At 48.2% G+C, this 19,688-nt stretch carries 18 protein-coding genes; 8 read left to right on the plus strand and 10 right to left on the minus strand.

What is annotated here, in order from left to right; genetic code table 11:
• The gene (locus AM1_RS16025; RefSeq protein WP_012163925.1) at window positions 1-441 is read left to right on the plus strand and encodes a T3SS (YopN, CesT) and YbjN peptide-binding chaperone 1; all 441 of its coding nucleotides are present in this window, start codon (window positions 1-3) and stop codon (window positions 439-441) included.
• A gap of 62 nt (window positions 442-503) precedes the next feature.
• Here AM1_RS16025 and AM1_RS37645 read toward each other — a convergent pair whose 3' ends face one another.
• The 5 genes from AM1_RS37645 to AM1_RS16050 form a co-directional block, all read right to left on the minus strand.
• The gene (locus AM1_RS37645; RefSeq protein ID WP_012163926.1) at window positions 504-1,268 is read right to left on the minus strand and encodes a VanW family protein; all 765 of its coding nucleotides are present in this window, start codon (window positions 1,266-1,268) and stop codon (window positions 504-506) included.
• Between the two features lie 565 nt (window positions 1,269-1,833).
• Complete coding sequence (locus tag AM1_RS16035; RefSeq protein WP_012163927.1) at window positions 1,834-2,310, minus strand: hypothetical protein; 477 nt, start codon at window positions 2,308-2,310, stop codon at window positions 1,834-1,836.
• On the minus strand, window positions 2,307-3,995 hold the full coding sequence (locus tag AM1_RS16040; protein ID WP_012163928.1) for an IS5-like element ISAcma17 family transposase: 1,689 nt from the start codon (window positions 3,993-3,995) through the stop codon (window positions 2,307-2,309). The genes AM1_RS16035 and AM1_RS16040 overlap by 4 nt, the downstream gene beginning before the upstream one ends.
• 193 nt (window positions 3,996-4,188) lie before the next feature.
• The gene (locus tag AM1_RS16045; protein WP_012163929.1) at window positions 4,189-5,853 is read right to left on the minus strand and encodes a hypothetical protein; all 1,665 of its coding nucleotides are present in this window, start codon (window positions 5,851-5,853) and stop codon (window positions 4,189-4,191) included.
• A gap of 346 nt (window positions 5,854-6,199) precedes the next feature.
• Window positions 6,200-7,273, minus strand: a complete 1,074-nt coding sequence (locus tag AM1_RS16050; protein ID WP_012163930.1) for a SpoIID/LytB domain-containing protein — start codon at window positions 7,271-7,273, stop codon at window positions 6,200-6,202.
• A 443-nt stretch (window positions 7,274-7,716) separates the two neighbouring features.
• Between AM1_RS16050 and AM1_RS16055 the strand changes: the two genes are divergently transcribed.
• The gene (locus tag AM1_RS16055) at window positions 7,717-8,247 is read left to right on the plus strand and encodes a hypothetical protein (protein ID WP_012163931.1); all 531 of its coding nucleotides are present in this window, start codon (window positions 7,717-7,719) and stop codon (window positions 8,245-8,247) included.
• A gap of 4 nt (window positions 8,248-8,251) precedes the next feature.
• On the opposite strand, the gene AM1_RS16060 is transcribed toward AM1_RS16055, so the two are convergent.
• Both AM1_RS16060 and AM1_RS16065 read right to left on the minus strand, forming a co-directional pair.
• Window positions 8,252-8,893 (minus strand): hypothetical protein, encoded by a 642-nt coding sequence (locus tag AM1_RS16060; RefSeq protein ID WP_012163932.1) that lies wholly within the window; start codon window positions 8,891-8,893, stop codon window positions 8,252-8,254.
• 94 nt (window positions 8,894-8,987) lie between these two features.
• Window positions 8,988-9,452, minus strand: coding sequence for an SRPBCC family protein (locus AM1_RS16065; RefSeq protein ID WP_010473624.1), 465 nt, complete (start codon window positions 9,450-9,452; stop codon window positions 8,988-8,990).
• A 263-nt stretch (window positions 9,453-9,715) separates the two neighbouring features.
• Between AM1_RS16065 and AM1_RS16070 the strand changes: the two genes are divergently transcribed.
• The 3 genes from AM1_RS16070 (at window position 9,716) to recA (ending at window position 13,445) form a co-directional block, all read left to right on the plus strand.
• Window positions 9,716-11,008 (plus strand): alkaline phosphatase PhoX, encoded by a 1,293-nt coding sequence (locus tag AM1_RS16070; protein ID WP_012163934.1) that lies wholly within the window; start codon window positions 9,716-9,718, stop codon window positions 11,006-11,008.
• A 363-nt stretch (window positions 11,009-11,371) separates the two neighbouring features.
• Window positions 11,372-12,256, plus strand: a complete 885-nt coding sequence (locus tag AM1_RS16075) for a class I SAM-dependent methyltransferase (RefSeq protein ID WP_012163935.1) — start codon at window positions 11,372-11,374, stop codon at window positions 12,254-12,256.
• Window positions 12,257-12,374: 118 nt separating this feature from the next.
• A complete protein-coding gene (gene recA, locus AM1_RS16080; RefSeq protein ID WP_012163936.1) occupies window positions 12,375-13,445 on the plus strand; it encodes a recombinase RecA in 1,071 nt (356 codons plus the stop codon).
• Window positions 13,446-13,494: 49 nt separating this feature from the next.
• Here recA and AM1_RS16085 read toward each other — a convergent pair whose 3' ends face one another.
• Both AM1_RS16085 and AM1_RS41055 read right to left on the minus strand, forming a co-directional pair.
• Window positions 13,495-15,048: an alkaline phosphatase D family protein gene (locus AM1_RS16085; RefSeq protein WP_041659906.1), complete on the minus strand. Its 1,554-nt coding sequence runs from the start codon at window positions 15,046-15,048 to the stop codon at window positions 13,495-13,497.
• Between the two features lie 186 nt (window positions 15,049-15,234).
• Window positions 15,235-15,471: a hypothetical protein gene (locus AM1_RS41055; RefSeq protein WP_012163939.1), complete on the minus strand. Its 237-nt coding sequence runs from the start codon at window positions 15,469-15,471 to the stop codon at window positions 15,235-15,237.
• A 161-nt stretch (window positions 15,472-15,632) separates the two neighbouring features.
• On the opposite strand from AM1_RS41055, the gene AM1_RS16090 reads away from it, so the two are divergent.
• The 3 genes from AM1_RS16090 to AM1_RS16100 all read left to right on the plus strand — a co-directional run bounded on the left by AM1_RS16090 (window position 15,633) and on the right by AM1_RS16100 (window position 18,420).
• Window positions 15,633-15,992, plus strand: a complete 360-nt coding sequence (locus tag AM1_RS16090; RefSeq protein ID WP_012163940.1) for a hypothetical protein — start codon at window positions 15,633-15,635, stop codon at window positions 15,990-15,992.
• A gap of 173 nt (window positions 15,993-16,165) precedes the next feature.
• The gene (locus AM1_RS16095; RefSeq protein WP_012163941.1) at window positions 16,166-17,113 is read left to right on the plus strand and encodes a pentapeptide repeat-containing protein; all 948 of its coding nucleotides are present in this window, start codon (window positions 16,166-16,168) and stop codon (window positions 17,111-17,113) included.
• Window positions 17,114-17,475: 362 nt separating this feature from the next.
• Window positions 17,476-18,420, plus strand: coding sequence for an oxidoreductase (locus AM1_RS16100; protein WP_012163942.1), 945 nt, complete (start codon window positions 17,476-17,478; stop codon window positions 18,418-18,420).
• On the opposite strand, the gene AM1_RS16105 is transcribed toward AM1_RS16100, so the two are convergent.
• A complete protein-coding gene (locus AM1_RS16105) occupies window positions 18,399-19,466 on the minus strand; it encodes an NAD-dependent epimerase/dehydratase family protein (protein ID WP_012163943.1) in 1,068 nt (355 codons plus the stop codon). The genes AM1_RS16100 and AM1_RS16105 overlap by 22 nt on opposite strands.
• Window positions 19,467-19,688 lie beyond the last annotated feature (222 nt).

A 19,688-nucleotide genomic window follows, 5' to 3' on the forward strand; every position in this document is an offset into this window, starting at 1 on the left:
ATGGAATTTCAAACGCAAGCTCAGCAAGAGTGCCACACCAAAGTTGCCAGCTGGATGGATGAACTCTTTGAAGACATCCCTTGGGAGAAACTAGATGAGCCAGGTTTTGGACTGTTTATGGGCTCAGCATGGGTAGAGGTACGCGTTTTTCCTTGGCAGGAAGATAGTGTGATCAATATTCGCTCTACCGTTGTCTCAGGGGCGAATATGGCAGCTGATTTGCAATCCCATCTGTTACGCGAAAATGCAGAAATGCGGTTTGGCGCATTTTCTGTGAACGATGCGGGGGACATCCTATTTGAGCATACGATTGTGGGGTCGACTTGCGATCCCAATGAGTTAGAAGCTTCAGTACAAGCCGTTTTGGCTGCTGCCGATAATTACGATGATCAAATTGTTCAGCGCTGGGGTGGTGAAAGGGCTCTTGATCGACCGGTTTAAGCGGCAGAGGGTATCCCTGAAGGATAGTAAGAATAGCTACAAGGTTGGTAAGCTGATACGGCTCAATAGTCTGGATGCCAATTGATCGTGCCAACATCAGTCGTATGAGCAACTAAACGAGTGGTCTCAACCTCGTAGCCTGGCATTCCTTGGGAATCAGGAGCAGGTCGTTCATTCCTACGCACAGACTCAACCTTGAGTTTTGCAGTTTTAGGTTCAGTACCCCATAGTGAAGATTTTACTTGGTCCTGGTCATCAGAAATGTCTAGGGCTAATTGCAAATCAACGGTCTGATGATTGTTGATGATCAAGTCTTTATAGCCATAAAAGACGGCTGCATCCCTGCCTAAGGGAAAAAATCGACGATCCCCATAAGGGTCGATGCTATGGTTATGACGCTCTAGAATGTCACAGCCAGACAACAGAAATGTATTGAATAAATTAGTAGAGATTAAACACAGCCCACCGCCAACATCTTTTGTGACCGTCCCATTGAAAAAGGCAGGGCCTTCGCAATAACCATTGCTGAGAGTGGGACGAGGCACTTGATGCCAGAAACTAAAGACTTTATGAGCTTTGAGAATCAAGCCATCTAGATGCTGGACCGCAATTTGTAGGTTCTTGAGGCGGTTGGCATTGATTGCACTAGCGCCAGGGCGCTGAGGAATGGGAGTTACAAACTGACTCCAAAGGTAGGAATATTTATCCCTGAGTGGTTGGGCCTGCTGATGGGCAAATCGGAAAATATCGCCTTGCAAGAGATGTCGTGTCAGTCTTAAGCCAGATCGTACTGTTTGTTTAGCCGGTAACCACTGAGAGGTTGCCATAGTGCTTGATCCCCCGTACTGTCATACCCAGTTTACCCACCCTTAGTTTGTGACTAACTTGTGTTAGTGGGAGCATGCAAAACCCTTAGCCTGTTTACAGACTAAGGCTTATCTCTGAAGGATGGAAGTTTGTTTGTCTATTGATAGGGCTTGCTTCGAAAGTCTAAGGTTGAATATTGACAGTTTATCCAAGCGGGCTTTGGTGTACTTGCTCTCAGGATTGAAGAAGCCAAACGACCCGCCAGTCATCGCCACATAGTGGGTATCTCGATGCTCATCCCTGATGTAAAACTCGTATTCTCAGCTACTAATCAGGGAGGCACTGCAAATTCATTCAATGGTCCTAACGACGTCGCCAAAATTCTGGTCCGCACAATAGTGCGAATCTTATCAAACTGTTGTCGGTCAGACTAAGGTGTAGACGAATCAGCTAAGGCAATTAGAGCGTTCATACCGCCATCCTGGTCTGTATGAAAGGAAAGATGGGCCAGAAGTGCCGCGATATTAGTGTTCTGGCTTGAAATAAGGGCTTTTACTTGCTTAGGCTGATCTCTAGGACTTTGAGTCAGGTTGTGAAGGTATAAATGTAGATTTTACTCGTTTTAGGGTCGATACCAATCCAGCCATGAATTCGCTGGGTATAAGGACGCAGCTTAAACGATTCTAAGGAGGAATAGTCGTCAGCTTTCACCCACCACTCTGGCGAGGTCTGGGGGGCAACATAGTCAGGCTGCACTTTAAGGGGCAATAGTTTCCCTCGCCAAGCCGGTAGATCGTTAGGCTTGATTTCTAGCATGCCAGAAGAGACATAATCGCTGGGTCCCAACTGGTTATCTCCTATTTTTTCTTCCAGAAAGTAGGCATTGTTCAATGGGCTGGGTAGTGGTTCTTGCGTGACTAATAGCTGGGTAATGGTCTCAATGCGTTCAGCTTTTGAGCCTTCGATTTCGCTAACTGTGACAGGGGCGGATTTTGTAGAGAACCCTGGCTGGCAGGCTGTGATTAGAATTGAGCCTATGGTTGCCAGTATTGTCGGCCTCATCTACCTTTTTGTCCTATCTGGAGAGTCTCATAGGGACTTGGGCCGGTTCTGTAACTCCCATCCTGTTCTCCCCACGATAACAACAAGACATTTAATTTTAGGTAGGGTTTGCTGAGAAAGTAAATTGAGCAAATTCCATGCATCAAATCGTACAAGCAACCCATTTGTGACGGCCAGAGCCATATCCTTTGACTGGCCCTAGCAAAGCCCCAAGGAAGTCCTGACAGCTCCATAACGCTTTCCAAAACCAGCAATCCCACCCCAAAAATGAACGATAAAAAGTGGCTGAGCCACCGCTCCAGATTCATGACCAAGAACGTGATAGCAATCGCACTGGCAGCCGTATCCGCTAACTTCGCCATCACTCGATTCAAGCCAAACCGTCGCTTGGCCTGCCCAAACTTACCCTCAATCTGGACCCTCACCTTTTCATCCTCACACGCTTGTTGCTTGAGTTGGGTCTGTACTTGTGGGTCTTGTTGAGGTCTTCCTAACGGCGGTCCACTCAAGCGAATCCCCCGAGCTTTACACCATCGTCGATTAGCCCGAGTCCGATAGATTTGGTCAGCATGGACTGAGAAAGGATAATGGCCAAAGCGACGACGAAAGGCTTCCACTTGATGTTGAAGATGCTGGGATTCATTGAACGCATCCCAACTCAAGCGCTCCAGAAACACACATCCACGCACACAACTGAGGGATAGCTTGGCTCCAAACTCAACGGGTGTTCCAGCTTTGCCTCGGACCATCGGTCGGACATGAGGCTGACTCATACTGACAATCCGGTCGTCCACTCGACGTACTGACTGTTGATACATCCATTCTTGCTGTCGAAAGACTTCATGAATCACCAGCAACAGACGGTACTGCCGCCGGGACAATTGGGATAGGGAAGCCCCCAATGTTATCAACCCATCAATATGGGCTAGATTGCGACGCACATAGCCCAACTGCTGACGAATCCCTTTACGAATCAGCTTGCGGCTCGGTTGACGTTTTTTGGCAATGGCCAGATAGGCTTTGCGGGCCTTCTGGCGGTAGGTGCGAGGTTTGCACTTGAGGGACAGCATGACTTGAGCATATAAAGCATCGAGGATGGCTTCGCTTGCTTTGCGGGCATCATTGAGCAAATCCAAGTCTGTCGGATAGCGAATATCGGCTGGTGCACAGGTCGCATCTATCAACAATTGGCCCTGGTTGGGAGGGGCAGGAGGCTCATCTTCATCATCGTCAGAGGGAGGAGATGACTCAGGGGACATCGCCACAGGAGACCCCTCGGATGCCAGCACAGAGTCCACGACTGCGTCATTGACTTGAGCTAGCAGCTCTAGATTCAACCGTTGGCGAAAGTGAACCAGCATGGAGGCATCAAACGGAGCACTCTCTCGATATTCACTAAACCCCAGAAAGTACTGCAAGTAGGGGTTCTCTCGAATCTGTTCTACGGTCTCTGCGTCGGATATACCCAGTTTCTCTTTGATGATTAAGGTCCCTAAGGCCACACGAAAGGGTTTGGCAGGTGCCCCCATGGTCTGACTGAATTGGTCTGCATATTCTGACTCAAAGCTCTCCCAAGGAATCAACTCGGCTAGTTTGACCCAGCGATTCTCTCCTGAAAGTTTCCCTCCAAAGGGCAAGTAGAAGTTCTCAAAGGACAGTTGACCGGGGGATGGACGGCGATACATCGGGTTGCAGGTGCAAGGGTTTTAAATATTTTGAATGATTTTCCTTGCACTTCTCAAGGGCCCTCAACACTTGGATACACTGCAAATATTGGAACTTAGACTTCCGAAGCAAGCCCTAGGTATGCAGTGCAGTTTTATTAGGTGTCTTAGCCGAAATGATAGGTATGAAATGAGCGTGTATGAGAAGGCTCGATTATTTGCCCAATTCCGCTAACCGCTTGTCTAATAGCATCAAAAAAGGTTTGATTTGGTCTTGGTTTGGGGTGTAGTAGAGATTGGCATTGCCCCGGTCTGTATCTTCCCAAAATTTGGGTTGAGATGCCCGTAAGCGATCGCAAGTTTTCTCGATTCGCTGCCGAAAGGCTTTATCCCCCAAAACGGCAATATCATCCAAAATATCGGCAATAATACAGTCTACAAAGTCATACTTTTGCTCTTTGAGATAAAAAAGAGCTAGACAAATTTGTAAGGTGCGTACCCCACTATTGAGATGAGCCTGATTAGAATTATCGGTTTCAATCTCCGGGGGACGATCCACCAGCAGCATCTCGCCGAGCAGCTGTTTTTGAATTTCTTCAGACCATTGCTGTTGATGGACCAGGACCAAGATTTTTTTCATTTCTGCTGCCACCACATCCACAATGAAATACATGGCAGAGCTATTGCGACCGTAGCCATAGGCTTCATTCCCATACAGACGCAGGTAATAAAAGCTCTGCCAGGAATGATGAAGACGGTGGTGGGTGACTAGGTTCTCAATAAAAGCCCGGTAATGAAAGGCCAAATTATAGAGATTGCGGGCCTCATTATGTTTCACCCCATGTTTCAGGGCAAACCGGAACATGGTGTTAAAGCGGACAATAATCACTTCTAAGAGCTGATCGTCTTTCAGTTCGATGGCTTTGAGGCCAATGTTGCTCATCTCTGAAGCACAGAGAGAGGCTAAATCGAATTCTGAATCATCCAAGAGATGGACATAGATATTCCCTAAGAGGCGAAAGCATTTCTGCTCATAAAAGGTTTTGCTCCGTTCTAGATCCTCGAATTGATCAATCAGGGTTTTGAAGGAAATATCAGAGCAAACCGTATGTCCAACTCTAAAGAACTTGGGATTAATGTTGGGCTTTGTGGTGATGTAAGTCTGAATCATCAGACTAATATTTTGAATGGCTTGGGCTTTGGGTTCCTTGAAGGTCAGATATTCCAGCAAATTGCCTAACTGGTTCAAAGACTCTAAAAGGCGACGCTGGCATTCTTCCCGATAAGCATTGTTGTGGAGGAGGCGGTTGACGGAAGATCGTTGCAATTTGTGGATATTAGCGATATGGGTATCGACAATCTTGCGGATCACCGTAATTGGCTGAATGCTTTTGAGAACATAGAAAATATAGGGAAATGCAATGATGATCGACCCCGGTAAAAAGATATAGAGATTCAGCATCAGGCTAGCGGGCCTGATGCTGGCCGTATCTTGGTAATACTTGATCAGAAGAGCATGGCTGCCGCCGATCATCAAGAACCAAATGTAGGTTAAGCTCACCCAATCCCGCATGTAGAGTTCAGCAATTTTGGGAATGGTTTGGGCGGCGACGGAGATGGCAATCACCAAGGTCCCGAGGGTTAGGGCAATGAGGGATAGCCATACCTCAGGGGCAAAGCCAATATCGAGGGTCTCTAAAAAATTGGGGTAAACCTGCCAGATTTGCTCTAGGGTTTGTCTGGACAGGGTAAATAAACGGGTGCAGAGGATATCGACGGAGATAAATCCCGCCAGCACCGTTAGAAAAGACAATAGGGAACGGTGCTTAGACCCGAGGGCAATGATTCGATGCAGCAGATAAAGGACTTTTAAATCCACAGGTCAGCGGAGTCTCCTTTAAACGACTATCCGCTCCCAATCGAAACAAACTGGTTAGCTGAGCTAGGATAGTCTGTTGAATTGGGAGCGGTCTAGCGGATCATTCAAGTTAAAGTCTGACTGCCGAAAGAACTCCGACATTAACTACTAGGTAGTTGATCAGAGAACAGTCTCGGCACACAGCCGACCTAGCTTAACTTGATGACCCTGCATTTTACTACTATCTTGCATGGGCATCACCTCCTTAATCCCTGGACGGTTTATTCTTAAACACATCAAGTGTGGAATGCTCTAAAGATAGCACATCTATTCCAGAGTGCAACGGTCAAAGCCTTAAACGGATGGGTTAGGACGAAAATTGCAGCCAAGCTAAGCGAGTACCGGGATAAAAGTGAGCCAAAATTTGCTGGTAGTTGTATTGTCGTTGCGCCAATTGATTAGCACCGTTTTGGCTCATACCAAACCCTTTGTGGACTTCTCGCACGATTTGGTCCGAGGCGGCATATAGAGATTCCACCACTGCACCGTTGTGGGAGAGAACAATGCCTGCTGTTTCTTCGACCGCAGCTAAGGTAGATCCTGTTTCAGTTTCGATGCCTTTATAAGCTTGCCATCGTTGAGTATCGCCTAGATCAAATAATGGATTAGCTGGACGCGCAATATGGGCTAAAGCATAGGAGCGGGCGGCAATTGCCTGGGATTTAAGAGCTTCTAGGGGCCATGAGGCTGGCATCTCTGAACCCACAACGCTATAGAGGTAGGACTCCATATCAAGGTGATTGACCCCTGTGAGTTTGCCGTTATTGGCTACCACCTGGACTGCGCCTCGATACCACCGGCCGGATACATAAACCAAACCCGTCGCCGATTCAGGCTTAATCCACACCACATTGGGGGCGCTCTGGGCACCGATCCGCAGCTGTCCGCCTTGGGCCATAAAGTTCTCTGCGGCGGAGGGCACGAGTTGTTTGACAGCCTGTCCTTGCTGATCCACCACTGTAGCGGGGGTGGAAGAGCCAATGACTAAGTAGGGGGATTGCTGTGCGATCGCAACTCGAATTGGAACTCGGGGAGAGTCTTGATCTGGTTTGGGGGGTAAAGCCAGTGCCTCAGCCTGAGTGGCCTGATAAGAAGAAGCCTGACTGGTTGGCTTTGAGAAAGGCACAGCAGGCTTGGTCTTCGTAGGAGCTGGGCGCTGGATATCCGAACCCGGTGTCGGTTGTGTCGGCACTAGAGTCGTTAACTCTGGTGCGGGAATAACGGGGGGTGAAGGTCTGACGGGCTGAACCCTGGATGTTGATTGGACTGTTATTTGACGATCACAGCCACTGACAATGAGCCCTCCAAGACTGATGGTCAGCAATAGAACAGCACGAGAAATAGGGCTGAACCCAAAAATCTTTGATTGAGGGCAAAACATATCGATAGAGATTAAAGATATTCAAAATAAGTCTGTTATCTTCTTTATTCTATCGGTTGACGCCCATATCATGATTTTATACAGCAAACTAGAAAAGAAGAAGAGGCAGACCCCCTTTTAAAGTGCCCGTTTATATTCCTGAACAGGGCAATCGCTTCTTCCTGATAATTGGATATACCAATGCATAAAAGCAGATTATTTGTCGACCAAAAATATTAAAAAAATAAGTAAATATTGCGCGATATTGTCTTTGGAAATACAAGAAAAGCGTTATACAGCCTTAATCTGCAAAGCTTTATATCGATATCTCATCAATTGTAAAGAACCACACCAATAATGAGACTCACAGGAGGACAATGAGAGTAATAAAAGAATTTTAGTTAAATTCCTTTATTTTTCAGTTCAGTTCTTAACTGATCCCCTGTGTTTCCAGATTGAGCCTCATGAATAAGTATTGGTTTGATATCTCTAAATCCTCACTTCAGAAGAGCAAACGGTATACAAGACTACCGATGTATCTTTTCAGTGGTGTGGTCTTGGCGCATGTATGGGGTGTTACATCCCTCTGTGCCAATGCTCAATCCACCCTAAAGGGGATCGAACCGGTAAAGGATATGAATTCCAATACGGCTGTGGCGGTTTCCTTGCCCCAGCCTCCTCTCCAGGATGGCGTTCATCTATTTGGGCGATCCCAAGAACCCGGACAGCTACAAACTGAATACTTGATTTTTAAAATGAAGCGCAATCGGGTGATCGGGGCTTTCTTTATGCCATCGTCTTCCTTTGATTGCTTTGCGGGGCATTTGAAAGGTGGGAACTTAAACCTATCGGTGGTCGAAAGCTATGAGCAGGAGACCTATGAGCATAGCGTCACCTTAAATCAGTATTACGCCATCAAACAGATCAACAACAACGACATGCGCATTCTTGATGTTTGTGCAGTTCATTCAGGCCACACTGCTCAAGAGCCATGATTGACTAGCGTAGCGCTAAGGTCTCATCTAAGGTTAAATCGAGATCTTGTTTGGCATCGATAACGACCACTTCTACTTTTTCGCGCCGACCTAACAACCAGCCCCCTAATGCACCTGCACCTGCACCGCCTAGAACTTCTAGGACGCCTGCATCGCCAAAGATTTCAGCCAAGACTCCGGCGGCGGCACCGCCCACCAGTGCCCCTTGCCAAATGCGGTCGTTATTGCCTTTTCGGATTTCTTCTCTGCGAGTAATCACATCAGACGTAGCGTCGATGTCCTGCCGTTCGCGGTTGGTCAAGATGAGAGTATTGGCAACAAACTGAGATCCGTCGCCACTGGGCTCGAGTTGCCCTGCAATGCGGCTGCCTCGGGGAATCAAGATCGTGCCTCGGGAGTTACGGACATTCTCAACCACTGTCAATGTCACGGGCAATGTTTCATCGGGCTTGAGAATAATTCGTTCAGCCCCTTGGTAAGCTGCTGGAATCACAGTACCGGATCTGAGGGCCACTCGGCTAGAACGAGGAAAACTCTGAGCTTGAACAGGCAGAGCTTGCATCAGAGGTGCAACACCAGCACTACAAATCCCCAACGCCAATAGCGCTGCTAACCCGGCTTGAGAAGTTGGTCGATGAATAGTCATGGGATTGTCCTCGCATGAAATATGTTGCACTTTGTCCTTGCATATTCTGAAAGACAACGGGGCGGCGAGGAATGTTCCTGACGGTTAAGGGAAATTATGGTGACTCAGACTGGGCATAATATTGCTCTGCGACTTGTTTAAGGCGCTGTAGCTGACTCTGCATATCTCGACGAGTCAGTTTCGCCGCAAAGGTCTGAAAACCAAAGGCAACAACCGGATTCTCCATCCGGAACTCAAACCGATTAATCAAGCGAGTGCCACCAATCTCGGGTTGGCATTGCCAGCGATCTCGCCCTTGGAAAAAACCATCAAATGCCCAAACCACAAGTCCTTCTTGCCGTTCAATTACGCGACTCTGTAACGTAGGGTTAAGCAGCGGGATCCGAATCATAAAACGAGTTTGGCTACCGATCTGTGAACTCCATTCTCCTACGGGTTCACACTTTAAGAGAGGATTGAGCCAACGGTGCATCAGCTCTTGGTCGGTAATGGTTTGATCGACGATAGCAATCGGGGCATCGATGTAGACAGATTGCTCAAAGGTGGTTGTGTCTGCCATATTCAGTAGAAAAACGGTTGGCAATTGCTGAATCAAACACGATGGTAAAACAAGCAAACGATTGTCAGTGCTGCATTGTGCAACAGCCTTGGCAATCTCACTTTAAGATATGAAGCGCCGATTGGGTACTGAACTCTCTTGAGTTTCATCCATCTGAGGTTTGTTGACCAGACATGAACGCCACCTGATGGGCTTTAGATTGGCCATTATCCTCCAAACTATTGTTCTAGCCGTGAAATCGCTATTCATCATAGGAGACAGTTTTGAACTTCTCACGACGCCATTTCCTCTCCATTGCCGGAGCCAGCTTAACGGGGACCATCATCAGTGCTCCGCTATCGCGCCTGTTTACGAGAGCGGCTAAGGGGCTATCGATTCAATCAGAAGGCTATGGTCCGCTGATTCCCGATCCCTATGGACTCTTAGATTTGCCCCGTGGATTTCAGTATCGGGCGTTTTCCCATACGGGAGAGCAGATGAGCGATGGTTTTCCGGTGCCTGGAAAACATGATGGGATGGCAGCCTTTTCGGGGCCTAATCAGACGACCATTCTGATTCGGAACCATGAATTAAGTCCGAACCAGTCGCCTTCGGTGCAGGGGGGCAATGCCTATGATCCTCAATGTACGGGGGGGACAACGACGTTGGTGCTGAATGCTCAGCGCCAGTTAATTCGGCATTATGCTTCTTTGACAGGGACCTATCGTAATTGTGCGGGGGGACCAACTCCTTGGGGATCGTGGATTAGTTGTGAAGAGAATACGTCCACGCCCGAGAGTGATCCGGAGGTGAGTAAACGGCATGGGTATAACTTCGAAGTGCCGATGCAGGCAACCGGACCCGTGGAACCCAAGCCTCTTGTCGCAATGGGACGTTTTAACCATGAAGCGGTTGCGGTCGACCCCGATAGCAATATTGTCTACCAGACGGAAGATCGTGGGGATGGGCTGTTCTATCGTTTTCGTCCTCAGCAGCCGCAAAATTTACAGGCTGGAGGAGTGCTCGAAGCCTTAAAAATTAAAGGGCAACCTCAACTCAATACCAAACAGGATATTCCCGTCGGCCAACCCTTACCTGTGGAATGGGTGCGTATCGACAATCCTGATCCGGTCACAGATACCGTTCGAGCGGAGGGATATGCCAAAGGGGCTGCGCTATTTAGTCGTGGGGAAGGTATTTGCCTGGGTAAAGGCGAGGTTCTGTTCTGTTGTACAAGCGGTGGCGTTGCTAGCCTCGGCCAAGTCTGGCGGTATACCCCTAACGATAAGGACGGCGGTACTTTGACTTTATTTGTTGAACCCAATAATCCAGGGGTATTGGACTATCCTGACAATTTAACCATGGCTCCCTTTGGCGATCTTTTCCTGTGTGAGGACGGACGAGGTGAACAATTTATTCGGGGTATTAATCAGCAGGGACAACTCTATTCGTTTGCCCGTAATGCTTTAAATGATAAAGAGTTAGCGGGTGCCTGTTTTTCGACTAATCCCTTAACGTTATTTGTGAATATCCAAACGCCTGGCATCACCTTTGCCATTTGGGGACCTTTTGTCTAGTTTTGTCCAAACATAGAATTCAAACTTTGGGTGTGATGAAAACAATTTGGCTGAATAAATATAAACTAGTGGAGAAAAAAGATCACATCGAAGGTTAAAAGTTAGCAATATTGGGTGAAGATGGTGCGAAACATGTGCCCTTCTGGGCTGGGTAAAACAGCTTCATATTGCTCGTATAGCGGTCTGGATATTGATTACTAGGGTTGTCAGAGCCTTATATCTTCAAGAGTTACTATCAGCCTATGTTATATCCACGATATAGATATGAATAAATCTGTACTACCATCCCTCACTTTATGCGCCTAAGTTTGAGAACACGAAATGCATTAACGATGCTTTTTTTGCCCTAGTCCCATTGACTGCATGGATTCAGAAACCAATTTTTCTACGCTACAACTGACCTGCCCCATTTGCGATCAAAGCAGTGTGCGTTTATTTCGCAAGAATAGTTATTGGATACGAGAATGCGATCGCTGTCATCACCAATTTTCAGAACAACAACCGACCGCCAAAAGCGTTAGCCAGATCTATGATGGCCAATATTTTCAGGGAGATGGCCCAGGCTATATCGATTACTTAGCAGAAGCTGAATTGTTGCAACAACTCGGCCAATATTATGCTGAGCGATTAGCTTATTATGTGCTGCCGGGTTCTGTTTTAGATGTCGGTGCAGCGGCGGGTTTTATCCTCCAAGGACTGATGACAGCTGGATGGCGGGGAGAAGGGTTAGAGCCCAATCCACGCCTTGCTGAATTTGGTCAACAGCAGTTGGACTTGAACATGACCGTGGGCACCCTTGAAAATTATCCCACCCAAAATCGTTTTGATCTGGTGATGATGGTGCAAGTGATCCAACATTTTTACAATTTGAAACTAGCGCTACATACGGCCAGCATGGTGACCAAACCGGGTGGATTTTGGCTGATTGAAACCTGGGATCGATCGAGTGTTCTGGCGCGGATGCGGGGGCAGAATTGGCATGCTTATACCCCTCCGAGCCGTTCCCATTGGTTTTCGCCACCAGGTTTAGAACGTCTGGTTGCCCAATATGGGTTTCAGGAAGTGGCGCGGGGCAGCCCTAGTAAGTGGATGAATGGTCAGTATCGGAAATCGGTATTGCGATACCAACTGATGGATAAGGCTTGGGGAAAGACTTTAGCTCAAGGCTTGAATTGGATGCCTGACCAAATCAAAACCCCTTATATCGGCGGTGATATCTTTTGGGGCCTCTATCAAAAGGCTGTTTAGGGTGGGCTGTGGGGTTGGTTCTTTGCAGAATTGCCAAGGGCAACGATGGTCATTCTGCACTTTGGTATGGTGCACAATAAAGTGATGCGTGCCCAATTAAATTTCGTTTGAGGTGTTCATGGCCACTGATAATTCCACTAACTCTGAGAAAGACAAAGCCCTAGGCGTCGTCCTGAATCAAATCGAACGCACCTTTGGTAAAGGATCGATTATGCGTTTGGGTGATGCCACCCAGATGAAAGTGGAGACGATTTCGAGTGGTGCTTTAACCCTGGATTTGGCTTTAGGGGGCGGCTTGCCCAAAGGTCGGGTGATTGAGATTTATGGCCCTGAAAGTTCCGGTAAAACAACCTTGGCGTTGCATGCGATCGCAGAAGTGCAGCGATCTGGCGGTATTGCTGCCTTTGTGGATGCTGAACATGCCCTTGACCCCACCTATGCCTCAGCCCTAGGCGTCGATACGGAAAATCTGCTGGTGGCTCAACCTGATACCGGGGAATCGGCCTTAGAAATTGTCGATCAGCTGGTCCGCTCTACCGCCGTTGATATTGTGGTGATTGACTCCGTTGCGGCCCTCGTGCCTCGTGCTGAAATTGAGGGGGATATGGGCGATTCCCATATGGGACTGCAGGCTCGCCTGATGAGTCAGGCCCTACGGAAAATTACTGGCAATATTGGTCGCACCGGCTGCACCGTGGTGTTTCTCAACCAGCTACGCCAAAAAATTGGCGTGACCTATGGTAATCCGGAAGTGACTACGGGCGGGAATGCTCTCAAGTTCTATGCTTCAGTGCGCTTAGATATTCGTCGTATCCAGACCTTGAAAAAAGGCACTGAAGAATTTGGGATTCGAGCTAAGGTCAAAGTGGTCAAAAATAAAGTGGCTCCTCCGTTTCGGATTGGAGAATTTGACATTATTTTTGGTCAAGGTATCTCTACCCTGGGTTGTCTGTTAGATATGGCGGAAGAAACCGACATTCTGGTCCGCAAAGGGGCTTGGTATAGCTACAACGGCGAAAATATTGGCCAAGGTCGCGACAATACAGTTCGCTATATGAAGGATAATCCTGAGTTTACGGAGTCCCTGACCCAGCAGGTGAGAGCCAAGCTAGATACGGGGGCGGAAGTGTCAGCCAATACCGTTGCCTCTACTAAAAAAGGGAAAAAAGCAAAAGAGAAATCGGAGTAAGTCCGTTGATCTTGAGGAGAAGGTGATTGCAGAGGCAGTGAGTTGGATATTATCCGTCAATTCTCTGGGCACCCGGCTGACCATTCTTAATCTGATAGGACGCCAATGTGCGCACGGGGGCGCCTGGCTTCTCGACCTGATCCACCACCCGCAACTGTGCGGTCCATTGCTGGGGTGTGACCTCACAAACTACATATCCTCGATACCGACTTTCAAAGAACTTAATGTGGGGGTTCACTTTTAAGGCCAAGGTAAATAGGTCAGGATTGGGGCCACGGGAGCTGATCGACGTGCCGACAATCTCCGTTGCAACCACGGGGGATTGTGGATCTTGAAAATCGGATTTTAAGTCGGTGACCCAAAACGAGTGAATATCGCCACCAATGACGACGGGGTTTTTAGGTTGATGTTGGGTGATAGATTCGAGGATGCGATCGCGGGTGGCAGCATAGCCATCCCAACCATCGGTCCAATATCCAGCCAGTGGTCCGATGCCTTGTTTTAGCTCGGCCATCAGCATTGGCTGAGCAATGACCGTCCAGCTCGTAGATGCATTTTTTAAGCCATCTAAAAGCCATCGTTCTTGCTCGAAACCCAGCAGCGATCGCTTTGGATCCAGGCGCTCGTCACAATTGAAGGCAACTTGCCCACCCCCTTTGCCGTTTTGATCACAGGCTTGATCATCTCGATATTGGCGAGTGTCTAAACAATGGAATTCAGCTAAATTCCCAAAGCAAAACCGTCGATAGAGCTGTAAGTGATCCCCTTGGGGTTGGGAGGTAGGGCGTAGGGGTAGATGCTCATAATAGGCTTGATAAGCAGCTTGCCGACGCCGTCGGAACATAGCTGGCTCCTCAAAGCCTTGGGACTCGTCATTGGCATAATCATTCTCGACTTCATGGTCATCCCAAATACAGATAAAAGGAAATGCTGCATGGGCTGCTTGCAAGTGCGGATCGCTCTTGTACAGCGCATAGCGCCAACGATACCCCTTGAGGTCGATGGGATTAGGGCCGACATGTTGGCGAGGCCGCCCAGATTTTGGCTTCCCTTCGTAGATGTAGTCTCCCAAATGAAACACTAAATCCAACTCTTCTTGAGCTAAGTGTTCATAGGCCGTGTAATGGCCATATTCATAGTGCTGACAAGACACATAGGCAAATTTGAGGTGCTCAGCCTCAGATTCCGAAGCAGGCATAGTGCGGGTCCGACCAATGGGACTGATTTCATCTCCGGCTTGAAATCGATACCAATACCATTGTCCTGGCGATAAGTTGTCCACCACGACATGTACTGAATGGCCCCATTGGGGAAGGGCTTGGACCGTTCCTTGTTGAACTACCTCGGTTATCTGGGCATCCGTTGCAATTTGCCACTGAATAGGAATAGCAACAGCAGGCATGGGTTGACCTGATAAGGGCTCAGGAGCCAGCCGGGTCCACAACACGACGCTATTGGACTCTGGGTCCCCCGAAGCGACCCCCAAGCTAAACGGGTAGGCCGAAAATTTGGGCTGTGCGAGTAGGGGTATCTGGTGGTTAGACCACAGAACCCACCCCATGGCGCTACCAGCGGTCAATAAGAATTGCCTGCGGTTCAACATATTTATGTCTGGTAAAGATGAGAAGTTTGACTATCTATACCTTGATGCAATTTAGAGGCCTAGGTTTCTGGAATTCAACCTCAATCCAGTCAGGAATGGGTTGGATAATCATCTTGAAGTGTTCCGTCAGACAAACTGCCCCAAGGCTGTCCACGCCAATTCCAGAGACGATCAACGGCGACTTGTTCAGGGGGACTCAACGGTGTAGAGAAACCAGATGATGTGACATATAGAACATAGAACATTGACGGTTCGTATCCTTGCTGTAATAAAACCCGAACCAATGTCAGCATCGGCAAGAATCATGACATCTCGACGAATATCCCTGGCAACAAAACACGACAAGGTTTGTCCTTGGCGAAAGATTCGACGACGTCTGCGTTTCTGAACTTTATGGAAGAGCGCTTTAATCGTCTGCAGCATGATTGCTGAGATTCATAACTAAACGTTATGGCGTCCTAAACACGAATTAATATTCTGAATCGAACGTTCTCAATTATGATCAAAGAAGTGATTGTTCTTATCAAATCTTTAAATCACCCCTTTAAGAAACATCCTTATACCGTTGTCTAGGGAGTCAACTCATGGCTACATCCGAGAAAAAATCTGAAGAAGGGGCAATTGAGCTCTACCAAACTCCTCCCCTACCCCAAAATCGACCCATCGCAGCAAGAACCTTAGAAGTGGTAGATACTTCAAGCTTGCCTGGGAATCGTCCGATCACTGCGGTCAACTTAGAAGTGGTAGATACTGATACCCTACCGAACCACCGCCCTATTATCCGGTCTGGATTAGATATTGTTGACGAAGAAAGCTTAGTTGGTAATCGTCCCATTGTGAATATGGGTTTGCCCTTGGTTCCTTCTCCGAACCTGCCTAACAATCGCCCCGTTGCCACGGAACCCATTTACGATCCAGCCGACTTGATGGGCTATATCGACTAACGGTTCATTAAGCTTAATAATGAACGCAATCAGGTGAGACAGCGGTTTATTCCCTGTCTTGTCTTGCCCTATACCCTTTTCAAAAAAGACCAGGCAAAATAAAGTAAGGTGACTTCCGCTTAAACTTTGTCTAGAGCAAAGTATTGCCTAAGCCCATCCTTCTGTAATTGAGTATGCCAAACCTCAATGAATGCTATCGCACCTTAGAGTTGAGGGTTGGCGCGTCTTTAGAAGAGGTCAATCAAGCCTACAAAGACTTAGTCTTTATTTGGCACCCCGATCGTATTCCCCAAAGCCGCGAGCGTTTGCAGCAAAAAGCCATCGTCAAGCTACAAGATCTCAACGAAGCTCGTGACTATCTGCAATCCTATCTGCAACGACGTCAAAACTTGCGGTCAGCCCGTCGCCCGGCTCAGAAAGCAGCGGCAGCAGGCCAGGCCCGATCGGCCAGCTCGTCTGCTCCTGCAAAAACGACAAGACGCACGGCTCCACCCCGCACCACTCAAAAGCCTAAAGAGCGACCATCCCAAGCTGCTCAAAAGTTTCGGCAGCGTACTAAGGCAACTCAACCCCCGCCTAGATCTGTTCCTAAGCCTAAGACGCAAAAGGCTGCTCCGCCCCAAAGTAAGCCTCCTCAGCCACCTGCTGCAACCGATTCTGCTGCTAAACGAGCTGCTAAACGTTGGCGTACAGGTCGAGCTGAAGCGCCTGCTAAAACAGCTCCTGCAGCAACTAAGTCTACCTCGCGCCCTCTGACGCCAGACCACAGTGGTGTCGATTGGCACGGTGCTGATCTACAAGAGCGGGATTTCTCAGGGCGCAATCTGAGTCAAGCTAATTTAGCGAATGTCAATCTCAAAGATGCATTTATGCATAAGGTGAATCTGGCGGGTGCTAATTTGACAAATGCCAATTTGACCCGTGCCAATCTACTCCAAGCCAACCTCACCCAGGCCAACTTGCAAGGCGCTAATCTGACCGCTGCAGATTTAAGTGGCGCTGATTTGCGAGGGGCAGATTTTACCGGGGCCAATATGGGTATCGGCAAAAAAGTGATGGTCAAACTAACGGGTGCTAATCTCTCTGGGGCGATTATGCCTAACGGCACAATCCATACCTAAAATGGCTTGGTAGTCGGTATTTAGAAGACGCCATAGTGGAGAGCAAAGCTGCTATCCTCAATGGAATTGTCTAATGTCGTGATGACACCACGTTTCGAGGCAAATTCGTCACAATAAATAAAGTGCCATTATTAAAGACATGCTAAATGAGGCTGTACTTGGATGGTTCTTGAAAATGGTTATTCAACGTGTGGCATAGCGCATAGAGTCAAACCTATCTTCGACGTTCTCAGCGTTCGTGGTGTGAAAAGACTCAGTACGCCTGGGCGTGGCAAAACGATGGAGCTGTATCTACGCACTCTGCATGTTGGGCTCAGTATCGAGTTGCAAACTATAATTCACAAACTTTAGGTGTCAACACAATGGCGTTTGATATAGAAAATATCCCTTCTCAGCAAGGCAAGGTTGCCATTGTGACTGGGGCGAATACAGGCTTGGGCTATGAAACGGTGAGTTATCTAGCGCAAAAGCATTTCAAGGTGATCATGGCTTGCCGGAACTTGGAGAAAGCCGAGCAAGCTAAAGCCAAAATCGAGGTGACAGTGCCGGTCGCGGATTTAGAGATTCTCCAGATTGATTTGTCTGATTTATCGTCTGTGAGACGGTTTGCCCAAACCTTTCGACAGCACTACAACAGCCTCGACCTTCTGATCAATAATGCTGGAATTATGTGGCCTCCCTATGCCCTGACTGTAGATGGGTTTGAGAGCCAAATAGGAGCCAATTACTTTGGCCATTTTCTCCTGACGGCATTGCTGTTGGATCTGATGCCGGATACCTCTGCATCTCGGGTGGTGTCTCTGAGTAGCAATGCTCATCGGTTGGGGTCTGGGAGAATTAATTTTGACGATCTGCAATCGGAACAGAACTATTCCAAAACGGGAGCTTACGCCCAGAGCAAACTGGCCTGTTTGATGTTTGGGAATGAATTGCAGCGACGGTTAGCTCAAGCCGGTAAAAAAATTCTTTCCGTCACGGCTCACCCTGGCGTTTCCAACACAGAACTCGCCAGACACATGCCTCAATACCAGGTTCAACTCATTCAAAATACGATTGGTCCGTTGCTCTGTCATGCCCCGGATCAGGCCGCGCTGCCCATTGTGATGGCAGCGCTAGACCCAGAGGCCCAAGGGGGAGAATATTTTGGCCCTCAAGGGTTTATGGAAATGAAAGGTCAGCCCGGACGGGCTACGCAGTCTGACTATGCCCAAAATCAAGCGGCTGCTGCCCAGCTCTGGGATGTTTCAGAAGAATTAACAGGGTGCACCTTTGCCATACCTCAAGTTCAAGTCGTCACAACGTCATAGTCAATCAACTGCTGAAACATATCAGTGAGGGATGTGGCCAAGGGACGATAGGTGAGTCCTAGCTTCTGAATGCTCTTGCTGTTATCGACACCAAAAGGAACACCCACGTTTCTAGCTATGATTTTGCGCGTCATGCTGCTATCTAATAACGGTCCCACCAGCCAAATCAATGCTTTGGGCAGCACACTTTTGGGGAAGGGATAAGCCTCGCCAAAATGAGCCCGCAAAATCTCAGCCATTTGAGGGAAATTTGTGTTGTATCCAGAGGTGATATGGCGGCCTTGGGCATTGGGAGTAAATCCTGCAGCCAGATGCGCTTCTGCGACATCCCGAACGTCCACAACCCCCATCTGATAGTTTGGTACGCCCATTTTCATCGTGCCATCTCCCAGCTGTTTGATCAGCGAGAAAGACTCTGAGGTGGCAAAAGGGTTAATCCCAGGTCCTAAAACGAGGGAGGGATTGATGGTGACTAAGTTCCAGCGGTCCTGGGTCTTGGCAATTTTCCAAGCTTCTTGCTCAGCTAAGGTTTTGGAATAGGAATAGGGCTGATGGGTGAGGGAGGAGGTGGTATTCCAGTCTGCTTCAGTAAATAAATCGCCTGGAACCATTTCTAAGTCTGCACTATCGCCATAAATGGCGGCACAACTGCTGGTGACCACCACCCGCTTCACAGACTCAGTTTGATTGGCTTGTTCTAAAACATTGCGGGTGCCGAGCTGGGCGGGTTCAATCAGATCTTTTTGTGGATTATCAACGGCAATAGTGAAAGGAGAAGCCGTGTGAAACACTACGGTACAGCCCTGCATGGCCTCGGCGTAAGATCCTAGCGTCAGTAAATCTGACTGGAAATATTGGAGCTGCCCTGGAGACTGATCTGCCAAAGCATTAAGGTATTTAAGCTTCTCAGTATTGCTGGGATTGCGAACAGCTGCGTGAACGGTAAAGCCTTCTTCCAGTAAACGCTTGACGAGCCATCCGGCGACATAACCGGTCGCTCCAGTGACGAGAACGGGGGCTGATGTATCGTAGGTGGGGTTGGTCATACTGCTTCCCTAATTCTGCAGAATTGGTCGAAATACCGTTATCCCGTAGAGTAGCGTATTCGCTGGGTGGATGCTGGAGCTAGAGGTTCTGGGTCACTTGAAAGTGCGCAAGGAGGTTGCGATCGCAACCCCCTTGCACACTACCTAATTCATTGGTGCTGTCCTTCAAGTTCTCTGATTGGTGAGCTAAGTTCGATCATCTGAGTTGCACCTGTACGAGAT

It is taken from the genome of Acaryochloris marina MBIC11017 (assembly GCF_000018105.1).
GTDB lineage: Bacteria > Cyanobacteriota > Cyanobacteriia > Thermosynechococcales > Thermosynechococcaceae > Acaryochloris > Acaryochloris marina.